The following is a 19559-nucleotide window of genomic DNA, read 5'->3' on the forward strand; positions in this document are numbered from 1 at the left end:
CGTAAAAAGAATAAGTCCACGAAGGTGGACTTTGCCTGTGTAGCCGCGATTTCAATCGCCCGGTTTTATGGTCAATCGACCGGACATGATATGACGAGGCGATCGTAAAGCAATAAATAAATAGCCGCTTCCAGATTGGTACAATGTCGCGTGGGGATAAACACCCGCCGATGATAAATGTGACGAACGCTTTGCGGGACGCTTCCATCTTCCGGTCCAAACAGATAGATGGCATTTTCCGGATGTTCGAATACCAATAGGTTCTCACAAGCCGGTAACAATTCCACCGCCACGGGAACGGCGTTTTCGAAATAATCTAAGGGGCGGGCCTCCAGGATAATATCCACATCCGCAAAACCCTTCATCTCTTCGCGCGGGATCCGATTTTGCGCCCAGATGGACTTAGCGCAACGCTGGCCCGTTATCCAAACTTGGGACACTCCAAAACAGGAAGCGGCGCGAACCGCAGCGCCTACATTGAACGGATCCCGGGGATCGTACATGAGAATCGCCGGAAATTTTCCCGGACAAGCGGCTTTGAACGGCCATTTCGGTTGCGTTGAAGCAGATTGACTCACTTTAACCCCCTCGATCCTGGAAGCGTGGTGTATTCTAGTCTATCACACCCGTTCTGGCTTTCCCCAGACTCAATTATGACGCCGCCACAGAAGACTGGGGTCAGGTGGGTGCATGGCTCCACTATGGCGGGTTTTTGCCTGGGCCAATTCTTCGGAAAAAAAAGTTAAGGCAAGCGGTGCGCGCGGCGTCTTATGTGCTAAGATAAAGGTGAGGTCTTGCAGGCAAGGCCGCCAAATCGCAGGCCGAGGCAGCTCGGTAAAGCAATTTGTGCAATGTATGGAAAGGATGAGAATTCAGCCACTTGTACCCGCCTGTAACACCTGCACCGCCGTCAACGGTGACGGTTGGCCCACTTCTGATAAAAGCGGCGAAGAGATGACCTCATTCCCCGAAAATACTGCCTCCTCATACAGTCCCGCCACCAGATTCAACACTGTAATTTTCTGCTGCATCGGGTCAACAATCCAATATTCGGCAATTCCCCGCGCTTGGTATTGGGAGCGCTTGTAACGATAATCTCGCTGTGCATTTTTCTCGCCGGGACTAACCACTTCCACCACCAACTGTGGGGGAGGCATATCCAGGATGACAATCGAACGAGTTGCTCCATCTAACGCTTGCGCCAATTCCTCGCTGAGAACCAGAAAATCGGGGAGGCGCACGGTCGATCGCGTTCCACTCACCGCCACTTCTGTCGCCATACTTAAGCGATAAAAGGGAATTCCCAACTGGAGAAAATAGGCAAACAAAAACGATGCAATCCGGCGATTTATCTCGCTTTCAGTGGGCATCAATCGCAATCTCCCATCCTCTAGTTCGTAGCGATTTTCGGTGCCATCATCGTAGTCAAAAAACTCCTCGAAGGACATGAGTTGAGATGGCACCGCGTCGGGGGTATTCAGGGTATTTGTCATAGTTGCCAGTCCTCTGAGAACACCAGTAAAATAGGAGTGAATTGTGGTTTATCCCTGCAGGCGATCGCCTGCAGGGATAAACCCTGCGATTGGCGTGAGTTAGGAAGATTCAGTGGCAACAGCTTCCGGGCGATCGCTTAAATTTGCGGTAGAATCAGCACGCACGGCGCGAAACATACCGAAGCGACACAGGCCCACACCGAAAGCGAAGCGCATCAGCAGAAGTGTGGGCACTTCTCGCAAGGACTTCACGAAACCGGCGAGGCCGAATTTTATCAATCCTTTTGGTCGCACAACACCTTGCCAAATCGAATCCAACCAAGAGGGAAGGGTTTGTGCGGTCCAATCGGCGGTGATGACTTTCCCTTCAGTCAAACCGGTATCTTCCAGGAGTTCCGAGAAACCCTCAATACTGGCAAATGCGGGATGAGACCACTGATCCAGGAGTTGGCGCATTACCGGACGTTCCCAGAAATTGAGCGGTTTTTCGCGATCGTCGCGTTGGTTCCAGTCTGCCACGACCAGAATCCCGCCCGGTTTGACAACCCGGAGCAATTCTTTGGCAAAAACGGCTTTATCGGGCATGTGGGGGCCGGCCTCAATCGACCAGACTACATCAAAACTGGCATCGGGGAAAGACATAGCCATCGCATCATCCACGAGAAATTTCGCATCCAGGTCTGGGGGGGTCAACTCGGTGGCGCGTTGGACTTGTTGGGGACTGATGGTAATCCCGGTAACGGAGAATCCATACTCCCGTGCTAAAATGCGACTGCTACCGCCAATGCCGCAACCCACATCTAAAACCGTGGTTCCGGGGGGTAATTGGTCTAAACCGCCCCAGCGCACCATTTCGCGCACGAAATCCGCTTTGGCGGTGAGAAAGTCCTTGGGTTGCGGGGGTGAGCCATAATGACCGAGGTGGATATGTTCGCCCCAGTAATACTCCAAAATGCCGTCTTCGGTCCATTCGTCGTAAGAATTGGCCACCGTGTCAGCGGATTGATAGCGGCGGGCGGTGAGCAGATACAGGAGAATCGCGATCGCCACCAATCCCAACAAGAGTGCAAGAGCAAGAAAAAACAAATTCATCCAAATCTAGTCCGATAATTGTTGGTGGTGATAAATATTACAATTGTACAAGATATTGTAACGCAGTAGGGTTTTATCGGATTTTAATTTAGACGGACACATACAGTAGGAGAGAATCTCGTAACGATCCAAAAGTGGTGCCCCCCAACCGCCGATGAATTGGGGGGCTATTCGTACTCCCGCCGGAGATTGGGAGTCACGGGGGGAGCTTCGGGAGGTCACGATCGCAGAAAAAGGGTTTTAGGAGAGGTAGGGGTCGATCCACTCGTAAAGCTCCAAGGTTTCTGGGGCGCAGCTATGACAGCCACCACATTTTTTGCTCTCTCGCTTGCGAATTCGTCCTTTGCAGATGAGTCGATCGAGCATTCCGCGCAGAGCATCGGGAGCGATGTGAAAGTGTGCGGCGAGTTCGGCGAGGGTCGTAGCGCGGCGTCCGCGCAGATAGTGTTGCAACTCTTGCAAAATCATTGACATTTCCCTCCATTTACTGTTGCAACGCCTTTGCAGTTTTCCTGCGGGTTGAGTCGATCCGATGGCGGAGGCTAAATCGTTTCAGTCCCGCCAAGGTCGCGAACATCACCAGTGACAGGGAGACCAACCAGGCGATCGCGCTAACCGGACGTTCGTTGAGGTTCATAAACTGGTAGTAGAACACCGCCACCCAATAGGCGAGTCCCGTGGTCCAAGCTGCCACAAAAATCGTCCAGCCGAGATTGGTTTCGCGATACACTGCAGCCGTCGCCGAGACACAAGGGAAGTATAGGAGGACGAATAACAGGAAAGCGATCGCCGCCGACGGAGAGCCAAACCGCATCGCCATTTGTCCAAAGGTGGTGTAATGGACTTCTTGGGTTTGTGCGGCAGCTTGTGGGTCTGCCGTATCGTTCAAAATACTTACGCCAAGCGGGTCGAGTGCTTGATGGGTCAAATCGGCCAGGTTTGCCGGAATGCTGGCAAAAGCTTCGCCAATACCGCCCCAGAAATCGAATGGTTCCGGGGGTTCCTCGCTGAATCCGGCTTCCTGTTCGGCAAGTTCTGTATAGAGGGAATCCATCGTGCCCACCATCACCTCTTTGGCAAAAACGCCGGTAAACAAACCCACGGTTGCCGGCCAGTTTTCCTGTTGAATGCCCATTGGCGTGAAGACGGGAGTCACGGTGCGACTAAACGCACTTAAAATAGAGTCTTGACTGTCGTGCTTGCCAAAAGAGCCATCTACGCCGACGGAGTTAATCAATCCCAGAATCACGACCACGATAACAATCATTTTGCCGGCTCTGGTGATAAAGGCTTTCAGCCGCTCCCACGCGCGAATCAAGACCCCTTTAAGCGTGGGAATGTGATAGGGCGGTAACTCCATGACAAAGGGGGCTGCCTCTCCCCGAAACAGGGTATTTTTCATCACCAATCCGGTAAAGATGGCAGCGAGAATACCCAGAATATAGAGCACGAACACGATATTTTGGCCGTTGGTGGGAAAGAAGGCGGCACAGAAAAGGGCGTACACGGGCAGACGCGCCCCACAGGACATAAACGGATTCATCAGGATGGTCATTAGGCGATCGCGTCGATTTTCCAGAGTCCGGGTGGCCATAATGCCCGGAATATTGCAACCAAATCCCACCATCATCGGTACGAAGGATTTACCGGGTAATCCCATATAGCGCATTAACCGATCCATGACAAACGCTGCCCGCGCCATATAGCCGGAGTCTTCCAGAAGTGCCAAGAAGATAAACAACAAGCCAATTTGGGGGATAAAGGTTGCCGTGGTTTGAATTCCCCCGCCCACGCCATCAGCGAGCAAACCAATCAGCCAACCGGGAACCTGAAGAAGCTGCAACAGATGCGCCGTTCCTCCCACGACAATCGTGCCGACGCCGATATCGAAGAAATCGATAAATGCACCCCCGAGATTAATCGAGACCAAAAACATCAGGTACATGACAAACAGAAAGATGGGAATACCCAGCCAGCGATTCAGAACCGCGCGATCGATGCGATCGGAAACGGTTTGTTTGACTACATGGGTTCGCTGTATCACCCCGTCGATGATATTCTGAATCCAGCTATACCGACTGTCAGCAATCAGCAAATCGGTATCTTCTCCCAAGGTTTGGTGAATGCAATGACGATTTTTGGCAATGCATCGCAATAGATCCGCGCCTAATTCGGGAAGGTGGCGATCGTCATACTGCAATAAGTTGAGGGCAAACCAGCGAACGTTGGCCGACTTCACGGGTTGGACTTCCAGGGCCGGAATCAACTCGGCTAAGGCTGACTCGATAATCGGCGGATAGGCAACATAGCTTTGGGGAATGGTGGGTTGCGCCAGCATCCAGGCGATCGTATCGCATAAGTGAGTCATTCCCCATTCCGTGTGAGCGCAGATCGGCACCACTGGGCAGTCCAATCGTTCGGAGAGGGTTTCGAGATCGATGTGAATTTCTCGCTTCTGTGCCAGATCCATCATGTTGAAAGCGATGACGATCGGTACGCCCATTTCTAAAATCTGGGTCGTCAGGTAGAGATTGCGCTCCATGTTGGAGGCATCTATAATATTGACGATTAAATCCGCTTCCCCGGAAAGCAGATAGTCTCGTGCTACCAATTCGTCGAGTCCGGTGGTCGTGTTTCCGGCATCGATGGAATACACGCCGGGTAAATCGACTACGGTAATGCGGTGCGTGACGTTAATGTTTTTGCCTTGATAGCGATAGCTCCCTTCTTTCCGTTCGACGGTCACACCAGGCCAGTTCCCCACGTGCTGAGAAGCGCCGGTTAAGGCATTGAATACTGTGGTTTTTCCGCAGTTCGGGTTGCCAACCAATCCAATTGTTTTATGTTCCATCGTTTGATTTTTGATGTTGGTTCTACAATCGAGGCTTCGGCTTCAGCCAACGGTCACACCGGGCGAGTTGCCAACGTGCGGAGAAACCTCCCTTCGGGCATTGAATCATGTGGTTTTGCCATTCTTCGGGTTCCCGCGCAATCCAATCGGTGCGATCGCTTCTCATTTCACTTCCTCTACAGGTTCTATAATTAAGGCTTCGGCTTCAGCTTTGCGTAAACTCAGACGAAACCCCCGAACCTCAATCTCGATGGGATCGCCTAAGGGGGCATGACGCTTGACTACAAATTCTGTCCCCGGGGTGAGTCCCATTGCTAGCAATTTACGTTTGTAGTTGCCGACCCCTTCTGCGTAGGCGATCGCCTTTAACGTCGAACCAATCGCTGCGTCGCGCAGTTTGACCGTACCGTTTCCCGTGGTTTCTTTCATCGCTGTCAATTTCCTTTTTATCGTTTCTATGCTGGTCTCGATGGGAGAATCCGCTCGAGTCACTTGGATTTGTTGCGCCATTTTTGCCTCCAAGCCCAAACGGCGCTCCTGAAGTGCCACGATCGCCGAACCGCTTCCCCCGTTCCTCACTACTTGTAGTTCGACTCCCGGCATCAATCCCATCCCCATCAGCCTGGTGTTCGCCGAACCGCAGTTTAACGAAACAATCCGAACGCTTACGCCCACTTTTGCCGTTGCTAAGGAAAAGGTACCCTCTTCCCGATCCTCATTCTCGTTAATGCTAATTTTTTTAGCTAAGCTCCGGTCTTCATACTCGTAGCGCTCGTAAGTCCCCAAATCACCAAAGTACCCAAACCTTTGCATGGCAAGCTTTTTGCCGCCTGAAATCCAGTGGTCTCCCTGTTCGTACTGACGATCCATCCGATTTACTTCCTTTGCCTTAATGAAAATTACTATCAATTATTTTAGAGCCAAACGGAGACCTATGGCAATCGGTTTTGAAAAATTTTAGATTTTCTTTAGACTGCTCAACGGTGGATTATCCCCAGCCTGAATGAAGCCATCAGTATTTATGTATAGTTTCCAATTGGACTTGACTCCCTGTCAGAGACGCGATTTATCGCGTCTCTACAATAATAATTCGAGGGGGTGCGGAGCATCTCTAACGTTAGAGTAGAAAAAGGGGATTCCCCCGCTTGAGGGAATAACGACTTCGCTCTGAACCGTGAATTCTGCCCACCTACTGATGCTCGATTCCCAATCGGGTTGGGAACCAGCCTTGTTCGATGCAGATCTGTGTCCCCCCGATCGCACTCACCCCGCAGCAGGCGAAGCGGATAAAGCCGCCAAAACGCACCTCCGCAACTTCGTGAGGTGCGTTTTCGAGCGGATTGACCGGGCACAACCCCAGTGGAACTAGCGATCGTTTCCGAACATGTCGATCGCCTTGTGAATCATTGCCTTGGTTCGCCGAGCCAATGTGGTCAAAACCGGAGGAATGGGCTTCCCCTTGTCGATCGACACTCCGGGAGAGTTCTCAACTGGTGGGGTGGAGTGTGAAGTCAGGGTTTCCTGAGTTGCTCTTTTTTCAAAGGGATGGATGGCGGTGGGAATTCTTCCCATTCTGTGCAGATACGATCGTAACATACAGGTGGGGTCAGGGGTAGGTTTTTCAGGTAGAAGAAAGTGACATCATTGCCCGATTCCAGTAAAAACACTACTTCCGTATCGGGATTATAGCTATCCACGGCTTGTAGAATATGGGCATTCATAAAGTGATGCTGGAGAATCACGGTATCTGGGGCAGCCAGCCACGCATTCAGGAAAGGAGCCAGACGAGGGCGGGCCACAAAATAGGCGTGAAAGGTTTCACCGGTTATCCCAATGGTAGGATTATTCGTGCTACAGATGACCACACCGCGATGTCCGGTGAGATAGCCGGCCCAAGCATTGTATGCGATCGCCCCTAAATTGGTGGCAATAAACTCTTGTTGCCAGTTTAACTTATGCTTTGACATGGCTCATTCAGAATTCAACATTTAACATAAGCCGATCCACAATAAAGAATTAACGGCACATATCGGGAATGGCGACCCGCGATCGCCCTTCTCCAATTACATCTAGCTGAATGGTGTCAGCAGTTACTACTCTTGTAGAGACGCCGATTTATCGTGTCTCTACCTCGAAATTTTACTACCCCATTCAACTAGATGCGTTACCAGCCTTTTTGATAGGTGGCTTGTAGAGACGCCCATTTATGGCGTCTCTACAAGCCAGAAACATCCGAGAGTCGCGATTCAGTAGAGAAAGGGGGAGACAACCGGATTGTTGACCTGAGGACGTTACTGAATCGTCATGGTTGCAATGGCCCTCGATTCCTCACTTTAGCGACAGCGACGCCGGAGAGTCTCGATTCGCGATCGCGGTTATTTCGAGTTCGACTCCAGTTCTTGACGCAGCAATTGTGCGGCTTGAACCATGTGTTTCAGGGAGGGAACCACTTCTTCCCAGCGGCGAGTTTTCAGCCCACAATCGGGATTCACCCAGATTTGCGCCGTGGGGAGATTGGCGATGCCCGATTTCAACTGCTGCATCAACTGGTCGGTAGTGGGAACCACCGGGGAGTGAATGTCATACACCCCGTTACCAATTTGATGGGAATAGCCTGCTTCCGTGACCTCTTTCAGAGTACGGTTATTGCTGCGGCTGTTTTCAATAGAAATCACGTCCGCATCCAGATTTTCGATGTCACGGATAATGTCGCCAAACTCGGAGTAGCACATATGAGTGTGAATCTGGGTTTGGGGTTGCGCGATCGCCGTTGACAGCCGGAAAGCGTCCACAGCCCAAGTCAGATACTCGCTCCAGCGTTTGGTTTTCAGGGGCAATCCTTCGCGCAATGCCGGTTCGTCCACCTGAATAATCCGAGCGCCTGCTGCTTGTAAATCGGCCACTTCTTGGCGCAATGCCAGAGCGATCTGAAATGCCTGGTCGCGGCGGGAAATATCCGCCCGAGGAAAAGACCAGTTGATAGTCGTCACCGGTCCGGTGAGCATTCCCTTCACCGGCTTTTCGGTGAGAGCTTGCGCCACCTGGTATTCGCGCAGGGTCATCGGGTGGGGGCGAGACACATCTCCGTAGATGATGGGCGGACGCACGCAACGGCTACCGTAGCTCTGCACCCAGCCATGTACGGTGAAGGCAAAGCCCTCAAGCTGCTGACCGAAATATTCTACCATGTCGGTGCGCTCAAATTCCCCATGTACCAGCACATCTAGCCCAATGTCTAATTGAGTTTTGATGCATTCGGCAATGTGGGCATCGATCGCGGCTTGATATTCGGCTTCGGTCAACTCGCCGCGCTTATATTTCACCCGCAGTTGCCGCACCTCTTTGGTTTGCGGGAAAGAACCAATGGTGGTGGTGGGCAGGGGGGGCAACTTCACCTGTTGGGACACTCGCAAGGAATAGGACTGCGATCGCTCAAAATCCTTCGCGGTCAGCTTCTGCAGCTCCTCTTGCACCGCCGGATTCCCGGGATTAAAAGTGGCAAATGCCTGCCAGCACGACTCGAGGTCGGATTGTTGTGCCGCCGTGTCTTCTCCCGCCAGGAACTGACCCAGGAACACCACTTCCCCTAGCTTTTGTTCGGCAAAGCTGAGAACGTTTCGCAGGGGATCTGGCAGTTGAGTTTCCAGGGTGGCATCGTAGGGAACAAATTGCAGGGAGGCGGAAGGGTGCAAGCTGATATTAGAAGTGATGCCTTGAATCGCTTTTAAGGTAGAAAAAGTGGCCTCCGGTCGCACTTTCCAGATGTTGCGCCCATCGACCATTCCCACGCCCAAGCGTTTCTCGGCGGGAAACCCGTGAGTTTTCAGTAACTCCAGGTTGTTCCCCCGGGTGAAGTCGAGACTGATGGCGGACACTGGCAGTTGGATCGCCCAAGGATAGGTATCGCCTAAGTCGTCAAAGTAGGTGACGAGGTGAATGGGCAATCCCACCTTGGCAAAAGCCGCAATTGTTGACTCATACAGGGGTTGGAATTGGTCGGCATCGCCTAAAACCAGTGCGGGTTCGTGGATTTGGACTTCAACGACGCCTAAGTTTTTTAGGTCTTCGAGCAAGGTCACGTAGCGCGGGGTTAGTTGCTCTACCGCTTGTTCGAGACTGAGGTCTAATCGACTCAGGCGCAGCAGGGTCAGCGGTCCGATGACCACCGGGACGACCCGATCGCCCAGTACGGTTTGCGCGCGTTTGACGGTGGCGATAAAGTCGCTGAAGTCTGGGGGTTGCAGGGTTCCGTCGATTTCTGGGACGAGATAGTGATAGTTGGTATCGAACCATTTGGTCATCTCCAACGCCGGAATCCCATCTTTGCCCCGTGTCATCGCAAAGTAGCGCTCTATTCCGGATAAGTTGCGGAAGCGATCGGGAATGATGCCCAAACGCACGCTCCAATCGAGCATTAAATCGTAGAAACTCATGTCGCCGACAGCGATGCGATCGATGCCCGCCGCCAACTGGGTTTTCCAGTTGGCGGTTTCTACATCTCGCACGATTTGCCGCAAGGTGGCTTCATCGGATTTGCCACCCCAAAAGGCTTCCAGTGCCTTTTTCACTTCCCGTTTTTTACCCATCCGAGGATAGCCTAGGGTTTCGGTTTGTATCGTCATCGTGGTTGCCATGTCCTAATTTAAGGTTGCCAAAATCAACTGCGTGCGTGAGGTCGGGTTCGATGAGTTTGAAGCAGCACAAAGTTAGCCCATCGGCTGCCCGATGCAGCCCTATGGGGAGGTTAAATGGCCAATCTGCTGGCGGAATGGATGCCGATCGCGCGCTCGGTTGCCCATTCAAGGGCAACCCCACCGGAGGGCGCTTCGGTTCAGCCCTCTCCCGCTGGCGGGCGTTTTCAGCCGCGCGGATTGACCCGATCGGCTACATGACGTAGCCAGATGGGGATACTTCATTGCATCCGCAACCGCCAACCGAGATGGCGATCGCCCTTTCCATTCCCGACGAGTGCGCGTTAGTCCCGCGTTGTGCCGTGATTTCCCGCTCGCTCGGAGGAGCTTGCTATTCGATTGAGTCCTATATCTAAGGCGAGAGCGCCATCGCTCTCCAATCTCGCTCGGAAAAATACTGCATGAACCATCATCCGTACCTCGCAGATGAAAAATACGACTGTTCGCGATCGGCGGGCATCCTGACTAAGAGACTCCGAAGCGTCTCATCACAGTTGCGGGACAGCGCCGGATTCACACCGGACTTTCCCCGTTTCCTCCAACGGCTGACCCCCGTTGGAACCGATCTTGATTTGATAATTGATATCCTATCACAACTCTCGGCAATTTGAGTCAAACCGCGAAAAAAAATTTCCGGCGATAGCCCATTTCCCTGTCTCCTGAGTCGATCCGCCCAAAATCAAGCCATCCGGGCGTACTTTACCCCTGGGGTTGCGCCCCGGATTTCCTGAGCGCATAAAATGGGCGTGGGGGGCAAACGAAGGGGGAATAGAGCCAGAATTCACCCTTTGTGTAGATGTTCCTCAGACCGGAAACATGCTGAACTCGACAGTGTTGCCATTTGAGAGTAAAACCATGACCAAGACTGTGTTAATTATTGGGGGGCGGGGACGAATCGGCACCGAAGTTGCCCGCGATATTGCCGCTTATTGCCCGGATGCGGAGATTACGATTACCGGACGGGAGGAGAATCCAGATCGTCGTGTCAGCGACGAAATGGGTCAGCGCGTGGGGTATCGGGCGCTGGATCTGGCGGATGAGACGGGACTGCGCGAGGCGATCGCCGATCGCGATTTAGTGGTTCATACCGCCGGACCGTTTCATCACCGGGATGGGCGGGTGTTGCAAACCTGCATCGAACTCGGGGTCAACTATACCGACGTCAGCGACAATCGAGGGTTTACCAAACGGGTACTGGCGTTAAAAGAAGCGGCGCAAGCTGCAGGCGTCACCGCCATTGTCAACACCGGCATTTTTCCGGGGATTTCTAATAGTTTAGTCCGCCAAGGGGTCGAACAGCTAGACCGCGCCGACAAAATCCATTTAAGTTATGTTGTGGGCGGGTCTGGTGGTGCGGGAGTCACGGTGATGCGAACCACCTTTTTAGGGTTGCAACAGCCGTTTGAGGTTTGGAAAGACGGAAAATGGCAAGTGGTGAATCCCTACAGCGATCGCGAAACCGTGGAATTTCCGCCACCTTATGGTAAAATAGGCGTTTACTGGTTTGACATGCCAGAAGCCTTCACCTTGCCCGAATCCTTTCCGGTGCAAACCGCGATGACCAAATTCGGCACTGCCCCAGACTTTTACAACCATTTAACCTGGATGGTGGCTCACTTGTGGCCCTCAAGTTGGATTAAAAACCCCGCTGTGGTGGAATTTTTATCTCAAGTTAGCTATTTTATGACCTCAATTACCGATAATTTTAGCGGCACTGGGGTCGCCGTGCGCGCTGCAGTCAGTGGGATGAAAGAGGGTAAGCCCGCTACCTTTTGTTCCAGTACGCTACATGAAAGTGCGGCAGTGGCAACCGGCATCGGCACTGGCAGTATTGCCGAAATGATGCTCGATCGCAAGCTCGATCGCCCGGGGGTGTGGCCGGTGGAACAAGCTTTGCCCACGGATTTATTCAAACAAATCATGGCCAGTCGGAACATGAAGCTTTATCGAGAGTTCAGCATTGACACTTAACATGGGAGAGCACGGCTCTGTGAGTATATCACTCTCGGGGGAGGCGTGACCAGCAGGTGCAACGAGTTAGAGGAGTTAGGAAACCGGGGCAGGGGCGATCGCGCATTTCTGTGGATTTCGCTATAAAATAGATGAACCATTAAATCGGTGGAAAGCTGATGTCCATCACACAAGTGAGTTCTAAAATCGACGCCGTGAAACTGTATGCGGCGGGAGCCACAGTGACGCGAATTGCCCCCTTGCCCCACCTGGAGGGACAGGCGCAGCGCGTCGAGATTGCGGGACTGCCCCTCGCCCTGGACGACGCCAGCATCCGGGTGCGGGTTGCGGGAGAAAGCGGCGAGGTGGCTGTGGCCACAGATGTACGCATCGCGTTAACCGTACCTCCCCGGGAGGAAACTGCGCCGTTTGAGCAAGAGGACGAGATTGCCGCAGCGCGCTATGATGTGCTGCGCCTAGAAGATTTAAGCGGATTAATCGACAAAGAAATCCAGGCATTTTATCAATTAGACGTGCCCGATCGCCCCCTGGTGGAATTGGGACAAGCGCCGCCACCCTCTCCCCTGGCGGCGCGGTTGAGTTTAGCCACCTTTACCGACTTCCAGGTGCGCGCGCGCTTGGGGGAAAAGCGAGAAGTGGCGGCACAACTGGCACAGGCGAAAGAACGATTGCGCGAATTGCAGGCAAAACAACACGCCGCCTCTAACGCGCGCAAAGCCAAACCCCACGAACTTCGCAAAAGCGCGATCGTCACCGTGAGTGCCCAGGGAGAACAAAGGTCTTTACCGGGGCAATCGTTAATTCTGGAATATTTCGTCCCCGGGGCGCGATGGACTCCCAGTTATGTCTGTCGGTTGGATAGTGCCAGCAATCGGGCGCAGATTGGGGTGCGGGCATTTATTTGTCAGCGATCGGGGGAAGACTGGAAGGGCGTGCGATTGGAACTGTCTACGGCGCAACCAATAAGTTGGTGCGAGTTACCCCAATTAAATGTATTGAAAATTGGCCGATCGCAACCCCCACTGGCAACAAGGGCCTGGCGCAAACCCCCGGCGGGCGCAGAGACCTTATTTGAAGATTACGATCGCCAAAAACCCCCGGCGCAAGCCGGACGATCGCTTCCCTCATTACCCACATTACCCCAACTGCATCCCCCCGCGCCCCTGGAAACATCCACCCAGGAGGATGAGGTGGAACTTGAACTGGGGGACATAGAGTTGGAAGCGCTGGTGGAGGAGATGGAGTTTGAAGATTTAGAAGACTTTGAAGAACTATTCGAATCAGAGCAAGAAGAGCAAATAGACCGATCGCTTGCAATGGCACCTGTAGTGCCGACAGCAGGAAGACCACCCGCCTCCCATAAAAAACTGGCGGGACGAGGGATGAAAAGTCAACCCGCCGCCCCCGCCAAGGCCCTGCGCGATCGCGAAACCCGCGACACGGTAGAATTAGCCTATGGGTTGATGCGCCTGGGAGACCCCAGCGATCGCCAAACCCGAGGAAAATTGGCGATCGCCCCGCAAAAAGACATTTATCTAGAACAGCTTCAAGCAGCAAACATTACCCTGGATTTTAACGTTTCTGCCGTGGTGGAAAGCGCCATTTCCCAAGCGAAACGCTGCTTGAATCTTCGCTTACCCCCCGGTGGGGTGAACCTGCGAACGGCTGCCGGTTCATTCGATTATGCCTATGCAGCACAAGGAAGAATTGACGTGCCCGCAGATGGACAATTTCACTCCGTCGCTTTAAGCGAGAACAGCACCGACATCGACTTGCAATATGTGGTGGTTCCGCGCGAAGATACCAATGTATTTCGCATCGCCCAACTTCGCAATCCCTTAGATGCCCCTTTACTCGCCGGACCGACGGATGTTTATGTGAATGGGGAGTATATTTTATCCACCACGATCGCCACCGTAGCGCCGCGCGGACAGATGGAATTGGGATTAGGCGTGGAACAGGGAATTAAAGTGGCGCGCAACACCGTTTATCGGGAAATGCGATCGGGCGAAACCTTGGTGGCGTTTAATGAATTGCGCCATAAAATCGCCATTGAAATCGCGAATAATTTGCCCCGAGAGGCTAAAATAGAAGCGCGAGAACGGGTCCCGATTCCCGACGAAAATGCCAAAGTAGACCTGCAAATCGACCGGGTGTCTCCCCCGTGGGAACCCTATTCCCAGCAAGAACGCAACCAACCGATTAAAGGCGGATATTGCTGGCAAGTGGCAGTTCCGCCCCGGGAGAAAATGACCCTAGAAGCGAATTACACGATTAAGACTTTTGTAGATAGTGAATTAATCGGGGGAAACCGCCGAGAATAATGCCAGTTTCTAAATACGCAAGGGTGCAAACCTTTACGATCGCATTTATTGGGGGGGGAGGCGGAGCCTCGGGAGGGACGTTCCCAGGCAGGAGCCTGGGAACGAGTTACGCCTGGGAACGAGTTACTAATCGGGGGAAACCGCCGAGAATGAAGCCAGTTTATAGAGAGTTTCCCGGTTTTCTCTGACGCCGCAGCCACAGAATCGGCGGCGTTTTTTGGACCGATCCGAAGAATCAATGCAGCAGGTTATCTGGCTAAAATTATCGGCGATTGCGAGGGTATATTGACTCAAAATTCCAGTAAATTACTGGAATTAATCAAAGCTAAAAGATTGGCGATATAGGTAAAAATACGGTAGACAAAAAATGAACTGTAGGAGGAAGAAATGAAATGAATAGAGGGAACGGAAAAGAGGCGCTGGAAGTAAAGAAAAGTTAAAAAAGTGGAGCATGGTAGTGGTTAAGTGAAAAAATGTGGTAGCCTAGGAATAGGCCGAAAAAGGGCTGGGGATGTAGGAGAGGCTACTAGAAGCAGATGCAAGAGGTGATTTTTGCGTCGCAGCCGAATGGATGGCCAAAACAATACCGATTAGGGGTCGCTCGAAAAGTGGCGACAAGAAGGGGATGCTTACTATTTTTTCCACAAAAAATTAATTTAGCGAGCTGATATGCACAGGCCACAACTCATGGCAAAAAAAGGCCAAAAAAAACGCACCCAAATGAGCGATCGCGCTCATTTTTTTAACCGGTCACTAGACATGCTTTGCATTGTCGGATTTGACGGTTATTTCAAAGACCTAAACCCCCGGTGGGAAAACACCCTCGGCGACAACCCAGAAAAACTGCGATCGATGAAGCTTATCGAAGCAGTTCATCCCGAGGATCGGGACGCCACCCGGGGGGAACTAGAAAAACTGGCCACCGAGGCGCAACCGAGAACCTTTGAAAATCGCTATCGTTGCCAAGATAGCACTTACAAACGGCTGCAATGGAGAGCGACGCCCGATGCAAACCGGCAGTTAATTTACGCCGTGGTGCGCCCAGTGGAAGAAAAAAGCGAGGAGGAGAAAACGCGAGAAGGGTTAGAGCGCCTATTGTCCACCAGTCCCCTAGTGATTTATAGCTGTAAACCCGAGGGAGATTTTGGGGCTACCTTTATTAGCGAGAACGTCAAAACCCTGATGGGGTACGAACCGGAGGATTTTATCAGCGACCCCACCTTTTGGAGTTCGCGGATTCATCCCGAGGACAAAGCGCGCATTTTTGCCGGCTTGAGCGTCTTATTTGAAAAAGGACATCACGCCCACGAATATCGGTTTCGCCTCAAAGATGGAAGCTATTGCTGGATGCACGATAAACTCCGATTAATTCGCGACGCCGAAGGTAAACCCATAGAGATGGTGGGATGCTGGCAAGATATCAGCGATCGCTTCCAAATGGAAGACGCCCTGAAACGGGCCAACCAAGAACTGGAAACCCGCATGGAAGAACGGACCGCCCAACTGCACCGTACCATTGCAGAATGCGAACGCGAAATCGCCACCCGGTCCGCAGCGGAAAGCGCCCTGCACAAAGAACGGGAATTTTTAAACGTTTTACTCGACAATCTCACCGACGGGATTATCGCCTGCGACCCCGACGGAAAATTAACCCGCGCCAACCGCGCCACCCAAGAGTATTGCGGGTTGCCCGAAAAGAGCATTCCCCTGTATGAGTGGCCCGAATATTACGAGATCTACGAAGCCGATGGTAAAACGCCGATGCCGGTGGAGCGAATTCCCCTAGCGCGGGCATTGCAGGGAGAAACCAGCAAAAACGTAGAAATGGTGATGGTTCCGAAACAAGGGAAACCCCGCACTCTGCTCGTCAGCGGGCAAGCGATCGCCGATGCGGAGGGAACCCAACTCGGGGCCGTCGTTACCCTGCGTGACATCAGCGATCGCAAAGCAGCAGAAGCCGCCAAACGGGAAAGCGAATCCCGCCTCAACAGCATTTTAAACGGCTTAAAAGACGTGGTGTGGTCCGTGGATCCCCACACCTTCGAGATGCTGTATTTAAACCCCGCCGCCGAGAACCTCTACGAATCTTCCCGCCAAGAATTGTTTGACCATCCCACATTTTGGATCGACCGAGTGCATCCCGCCGATCGCGACAGCGCCCTGGCCCACAGCCAAGAAGCGATCGCCACGGGCAACAGCGAAAGCGAATATCGCATCATTCGCCGCAACGGCGAAGTGCGCCACCTCTATTCCCGCTGCTGGCTCACTTACGACGAAACCGGCCATCCCCTGCGCCTAGATGGCACCCTCACCGACATCACCGATCTGTTCCAAGCGCAAAAAAACCAAGCCCGACTCACCGCTATCATCGACGCTACCCCGGACTTTGTAGGAATTTGCGACGCCAGCGGTAAGGTTTTCTACGTCAACCCCGCCGGGTTGAAGATGACTGGCTTTCCAGAAGATATAGATGTCACCACTGTGCATATTTCCGATTTCTATAGCGCCTCGATGGAGGAATTTTTCGCCACGGTTGCTTTACCGACGGCTGCAACGGAAGGAGTCTGGAGTGGCGAAAGCCGATTAGCACACCGCGACGGGAGAGAAATTCCTGGCTCTCACGTGATTATGAGTCACAAGTCGAAAACCGGGGAAGTGGAATGTTTTTCTACTGTCTTCCGCGACATTACCGAGCAAAAAGCCATTGAAGATGCCCTGCGTCGCAGCGCCACCCAACTCGCCGAAGCGCAAAAAGTCGCCCATCTGGGGTCCTGGGAATTGGATGTCGCCACTCAAACCGGCAGTTGGTCTGAGGAAACGTTCCGCATTTTTGGATGGGAACCGAGGGAAACTCCGCCGAGTCTGGCAGAATCGGTACAGCGGGTGTATCCGGAGGAGCGAGAGAAAGTTGCCACGGCGATCGAAGAGGCGATCGCTACCGGCAAAGCCTTTGAAATCGACCACCGCATCCTGCGCCCCGACGGTTCCATCGCCGAGGTTTCCGCCAAAGGACAGGCGACGATGGGTCCGGAGGGACAACCGATAAAGATATTTGGTACCGTGCAGGATATCAGCGATCGCAAGCGCGCCGAAGCTGCCTTGCGCCGCAGCGAAGAACTGTATCGCGCCCTAGCTCGCAATTTCCCCAATGGCGCGATCGTCCTCTTCGATACCGACTTGCGCTATACTTTAGCCGACGGCACCGAATTATCCAAACTGGGTCTGTCCAAGGAACTCATGGAAGGCAAAACCCTGACAGAACTTTTCCCCCCCGAGTTGTGCGAAAACATAGAACCCACCTATCGCGCCGCCCTAGGGGGGGAAACTACGGTATTTGAAGTGCCCTATCAAGACAACATCTATTTAGTTCATATCCTGCCGGTCAGAAATACTGACGGTGAAATCTTTGCCGGCATGTCCGTGTCGCAAAACATTACCGAACTCAAGCAGATAGAAGCCGCCCTGCGAGAGTCGGAAGCGCAATTCCGCCAATTAGCAGAACGGGAAGCTCTAATCAACCGTCTGGCGCGGGATATCCGCAACTCCTTGGAGGTGGATACTATCTTGGAAACCGTGGTGCAAGAGATTCACAATCTGTTGGCCCTTGACCGCTGCTTGTTTGCTTGGTATCGCATCGGCGCATCGGATCGGCAATGGAATGTGGTGCAAGAAGCCAAATTGCCCGAGTTACCCAGTGCGATCGGTTCTCACCCGGTCGAGGAACATCCCCTGTTGGACTCTTTCCTCGAGCGCGAACTCCTCTGTGAGGAGAATGTGGCGGCTGTCACCGATCCGGTAGAGCGAGAAGTCTATCAATCCTGGGGGTATGTGGCGTTCGTCTCCTTACCGATCCGGATGTCTTCTGGCGATATTGGCATCCTCAACTGTGGCCATCATACCACAGCCCGCCCCTGGAGCGACTCGGAATTGGAATTGCTCAAATCCGTGCGCGACCAATTGGCGATCGCCCTCTACCAAGCGGAACTCTATAGCCAAGCGCAAGACAACGCCACCCAAGCGCAACGGCGTACCGAACAACTGCAGCAGACCTTACAAGAACTGAAACAAACCCAAGCGCAACTGATCCAAACCGAAAAAATGTCCGGTCTCGGTCAGATGGTGGCGGGGGTGGCTCACGAAATTAACAATCCGGTGAATTTTATTTACGGCAATCTCACTTACTTGGGAGAGTATGCCACAGATTTACTGACGATTATTCAACTTTATCAGGAACATTGCCCCGACCCAGATCCGGAATTGTCAGAGGCGATCGAAGAGATGGAACTGGATTTTCTCGTGGAAGACTTGCCGAAAATCATCTCCTCAATTAAACTGGGCACCGAACGCATCCGCCAAATCGTCCTCTCTCTGCGAAATTTCTCTCGCCTCGACGAAGCGGATATGAAAGAGGTGGATCTCCATCAAGGAATCGACAATACTTTGTTGATTTTGCAAAACCGCCTCAAGTCCAAACCCGATCGCCCCGGAATTCAAGTGGTGAAAGAATACGGCTCATTGCCCCTTATCCAATGTTATGCAGGGCAAATGAATCAGGTGTTTATGAATATCCTCAACAACGCGATCGATGCGTTAGAATCATCGGTCACTGGTCATTTGTCATCGGTCACTGGTCATTTGTCATCGGTAACAAATTCAAACGACCAAGGACAATTGACCAAGACCTACGGACAATTGACAAACGACAAAAGACAAAAGACAAATGACCAACCACAATTGACCAATGACCAAGGACAATTGACCAAGACCTACGGACAATTGACCAAGACCTACGGACAAAAAACCATCCACATTCGCACCCAGAAGCTCGGCGATCGCGTCTCTATTCAGATTTCCGATAATGGGCCGGGAATGACGGAAAGCGTCAAATCGCGTTTGTTCGACCCCTTTTTCACCACCAAACCCGTAGGGAAAGGCACCGGTTTGGGACTCTCGATCGGCTATCAAATCGTGGTAGACAAACATGGTGGCACCTTACAATGCGACTCTACAGTCGGTCAAGGTACCCTCTTTACCATCGAAATTCCCATCTCGCAGTCGTAGTAGTCGGGTGGGCATTGCCCACCTCTTCCCTCCCTTGACAAAACAAATTTTTTATGGGATAATAAAAAGCTAATTA

General features: G+C 52.5%; 12 protein-coding genes and 1 riboswitch. Of the genes, 4 read left to right on the forward strand and 8 right to left on the reverse strand.

The genetic code is table 11. From position 1 onward, the window contains the following. Window positions 1–71: 71 nt before the first annotated feature. The 6 genes from AC0QH1_RS10405 to AC0QH1_RS10430 all read right to left on the reverse strand — a co-directional run bounded on the left by AC0QH1_RS10405 (window position 72) and on the right by AC0QH1_RS10430 (window position 6306). On the reverse strand, window positions 72–578 hold the full coding sequence (locus AC0QH1_RS10405) for a TrmH family RNA methyltransferase (RefSeq protein ID WP_324631018.1): 507 nt from the start codon (window positions 576–578) through the stop codon (window positions 72–74). 294 nt (window positions 579–872) lie between these two features. After that, complete coding sequence (locus AC0QH1_RS10410) at window positions 873–1493, reverse strand: Uma2 family endonuclease (RefSeq protein WP_324631019.1); 621 nt, start codon at window positions 1491–1493, stop codon at window positions 873–875. Between the two features lie 99 nt (window positions 1494–1592). After that, on the reverse strand, window positions 1593–2585 hold the full coding sequence (locus AC0QH1_RS10415; RefSeq protein WP_324631020.1) for a methyltransferase domain-containing protein: 993 nt from the start codon (window positions 2583–2585) through the stop codon (window positions 1593–1595). A gap of 240 nt (window positions 2586–2825) precedes the next feature. Then, window positions 2826–3059, reverse strand: a complete 234-nt coding sequence (locus tag AC0QH1_RS10420) for a FeoC-like transcriptional regulator (RefSeq protein WP_324631021.1) — start codon at window positions 3057–3059, stop codon at window positions 2826–2828. A gap of 10 nt (window positions 3060–3069) precedes the next feature. Next, window positions 3070–5436, reverse strand: coding sequence for a Fe(2+) transporter permease subunit FeoB (feoB, locus tag AC0QH1_RS10425; RefSeq protein ID WP_324631022.1), 2367 nt, complete (start codon window positions 5434–5436; stop codon window positions 3070–3072). A gap of 162 nt (window positions 5437–5598) precedes the next feature. Next, on the reverse strand, window positions 5599–6306 hold the full coding sequence (locus tag AC0QH1_RS10430) for a FeoA family protein (RefSeq protein ID WP_324631023.1): 708 nt from the start codon (window positions 6304–6306) through the stop codon (window positions 5599–5601). 304 nt (window positions 6307–6610) lie between these two features. On the opposite strand from AC0QH1_RS10430, the gene AC0QH1_RS10435 reads away from it, so the two are divergent. Further along, entirely contained in the window at window positions 6611–6805 is a 195-nt protein-coding gene (locus AC0QH1_RS10435) for a hypothetical protein (RefSeq protein WP_324631024.1), read from the forward strand. A gap of 142 nt (window positions 6806–6947) precedes the next feature. Here AC0QH1_RS10435 and AC0QH1_RS10440 read toward each other — a convergent pair whose 3' ends face one another. Further along, complete coding sequence (locus tag AC0QH1_RS10440; protein WP_324631025.1) at window positions 6948–7403, reverse strand: hypothetical protein; 456 nt, start codon at window positions 7401–7403, stop codon at window positions 6948–6950. A gap of 408 nt (window positions 7404–7811) precedes the next feature. Further along, window positions 7812–10058: a 5-methyltetrahydropteroyltriglutamate--homocysteine S-methyltransferase gene (metE, locus tag AC0QH1_RS10445; protein ID WP_324631026.1), complete on the reverse strand. Its 2247-nt coding sequence runs from the start codon at window positions 10056–10058 to the stop codon at window positions 7812–7814. Window positions 10059–10561: 503 nt separating this feature from the next. After that, window positions 10562–10708, reverse strand: a riboswitch (cobalamin riboswitch). A 274-nt stretch (window positions 10709–10982) separates the two neighbouring features. On the opposite strand from metE, the gene AC0QH1_RS10450 reads away from it, so the two are divergent. The 3 genes from AC0QH1_RS10450 (at window position 10983) to AC0QH1_RS10460 (ending at window position 19483) form a co-directional block, all read left to right on the forward strand. Continuing rightward, window positions 10983–12098, forward strand: a complete 1116-nt coding sequence (locus tag AC0QH1_RS10450) for a saccharopine dehydrogenase family protein (protein WP_324631027.1) — start codon at window positions 10983–10985, stop codon at window positions 12096–12098. 158 nt (window positions 12099–12256) lie between these two features. Next, the gene (locus AC0QH1_RS10455) at window positions 12257–14422 is read left to right on the forward strand and encodes a DUF4139 domain-containing protein (RefSeq protein WP_324631028.1); all 2166 of its coding nucleotides are present in this window, start codon (window positions 12257–12259) and stop codon (window positions 14420–14422) included. Window positions 14423–15109: 687 nt separating this feature from the next. Continuing rightward, the gene (locus AC0QH1_RS10460) at window positions 15110–19483 is read left to right on the forward strand and encodes a PAS domain-containing protein (protein ID WP_324631029.1); all 4374 of its coding nucleotides are present in this window, start codon (window positions 15110–15112) and stop codon (window positions 19481–19483) included. The last annotated feature ends 76 nt before the right edge of the window (window positions 19484–19559 follow it).

This window comes from Phormidium sp. CCY1219, assembly GCF_055795085.1.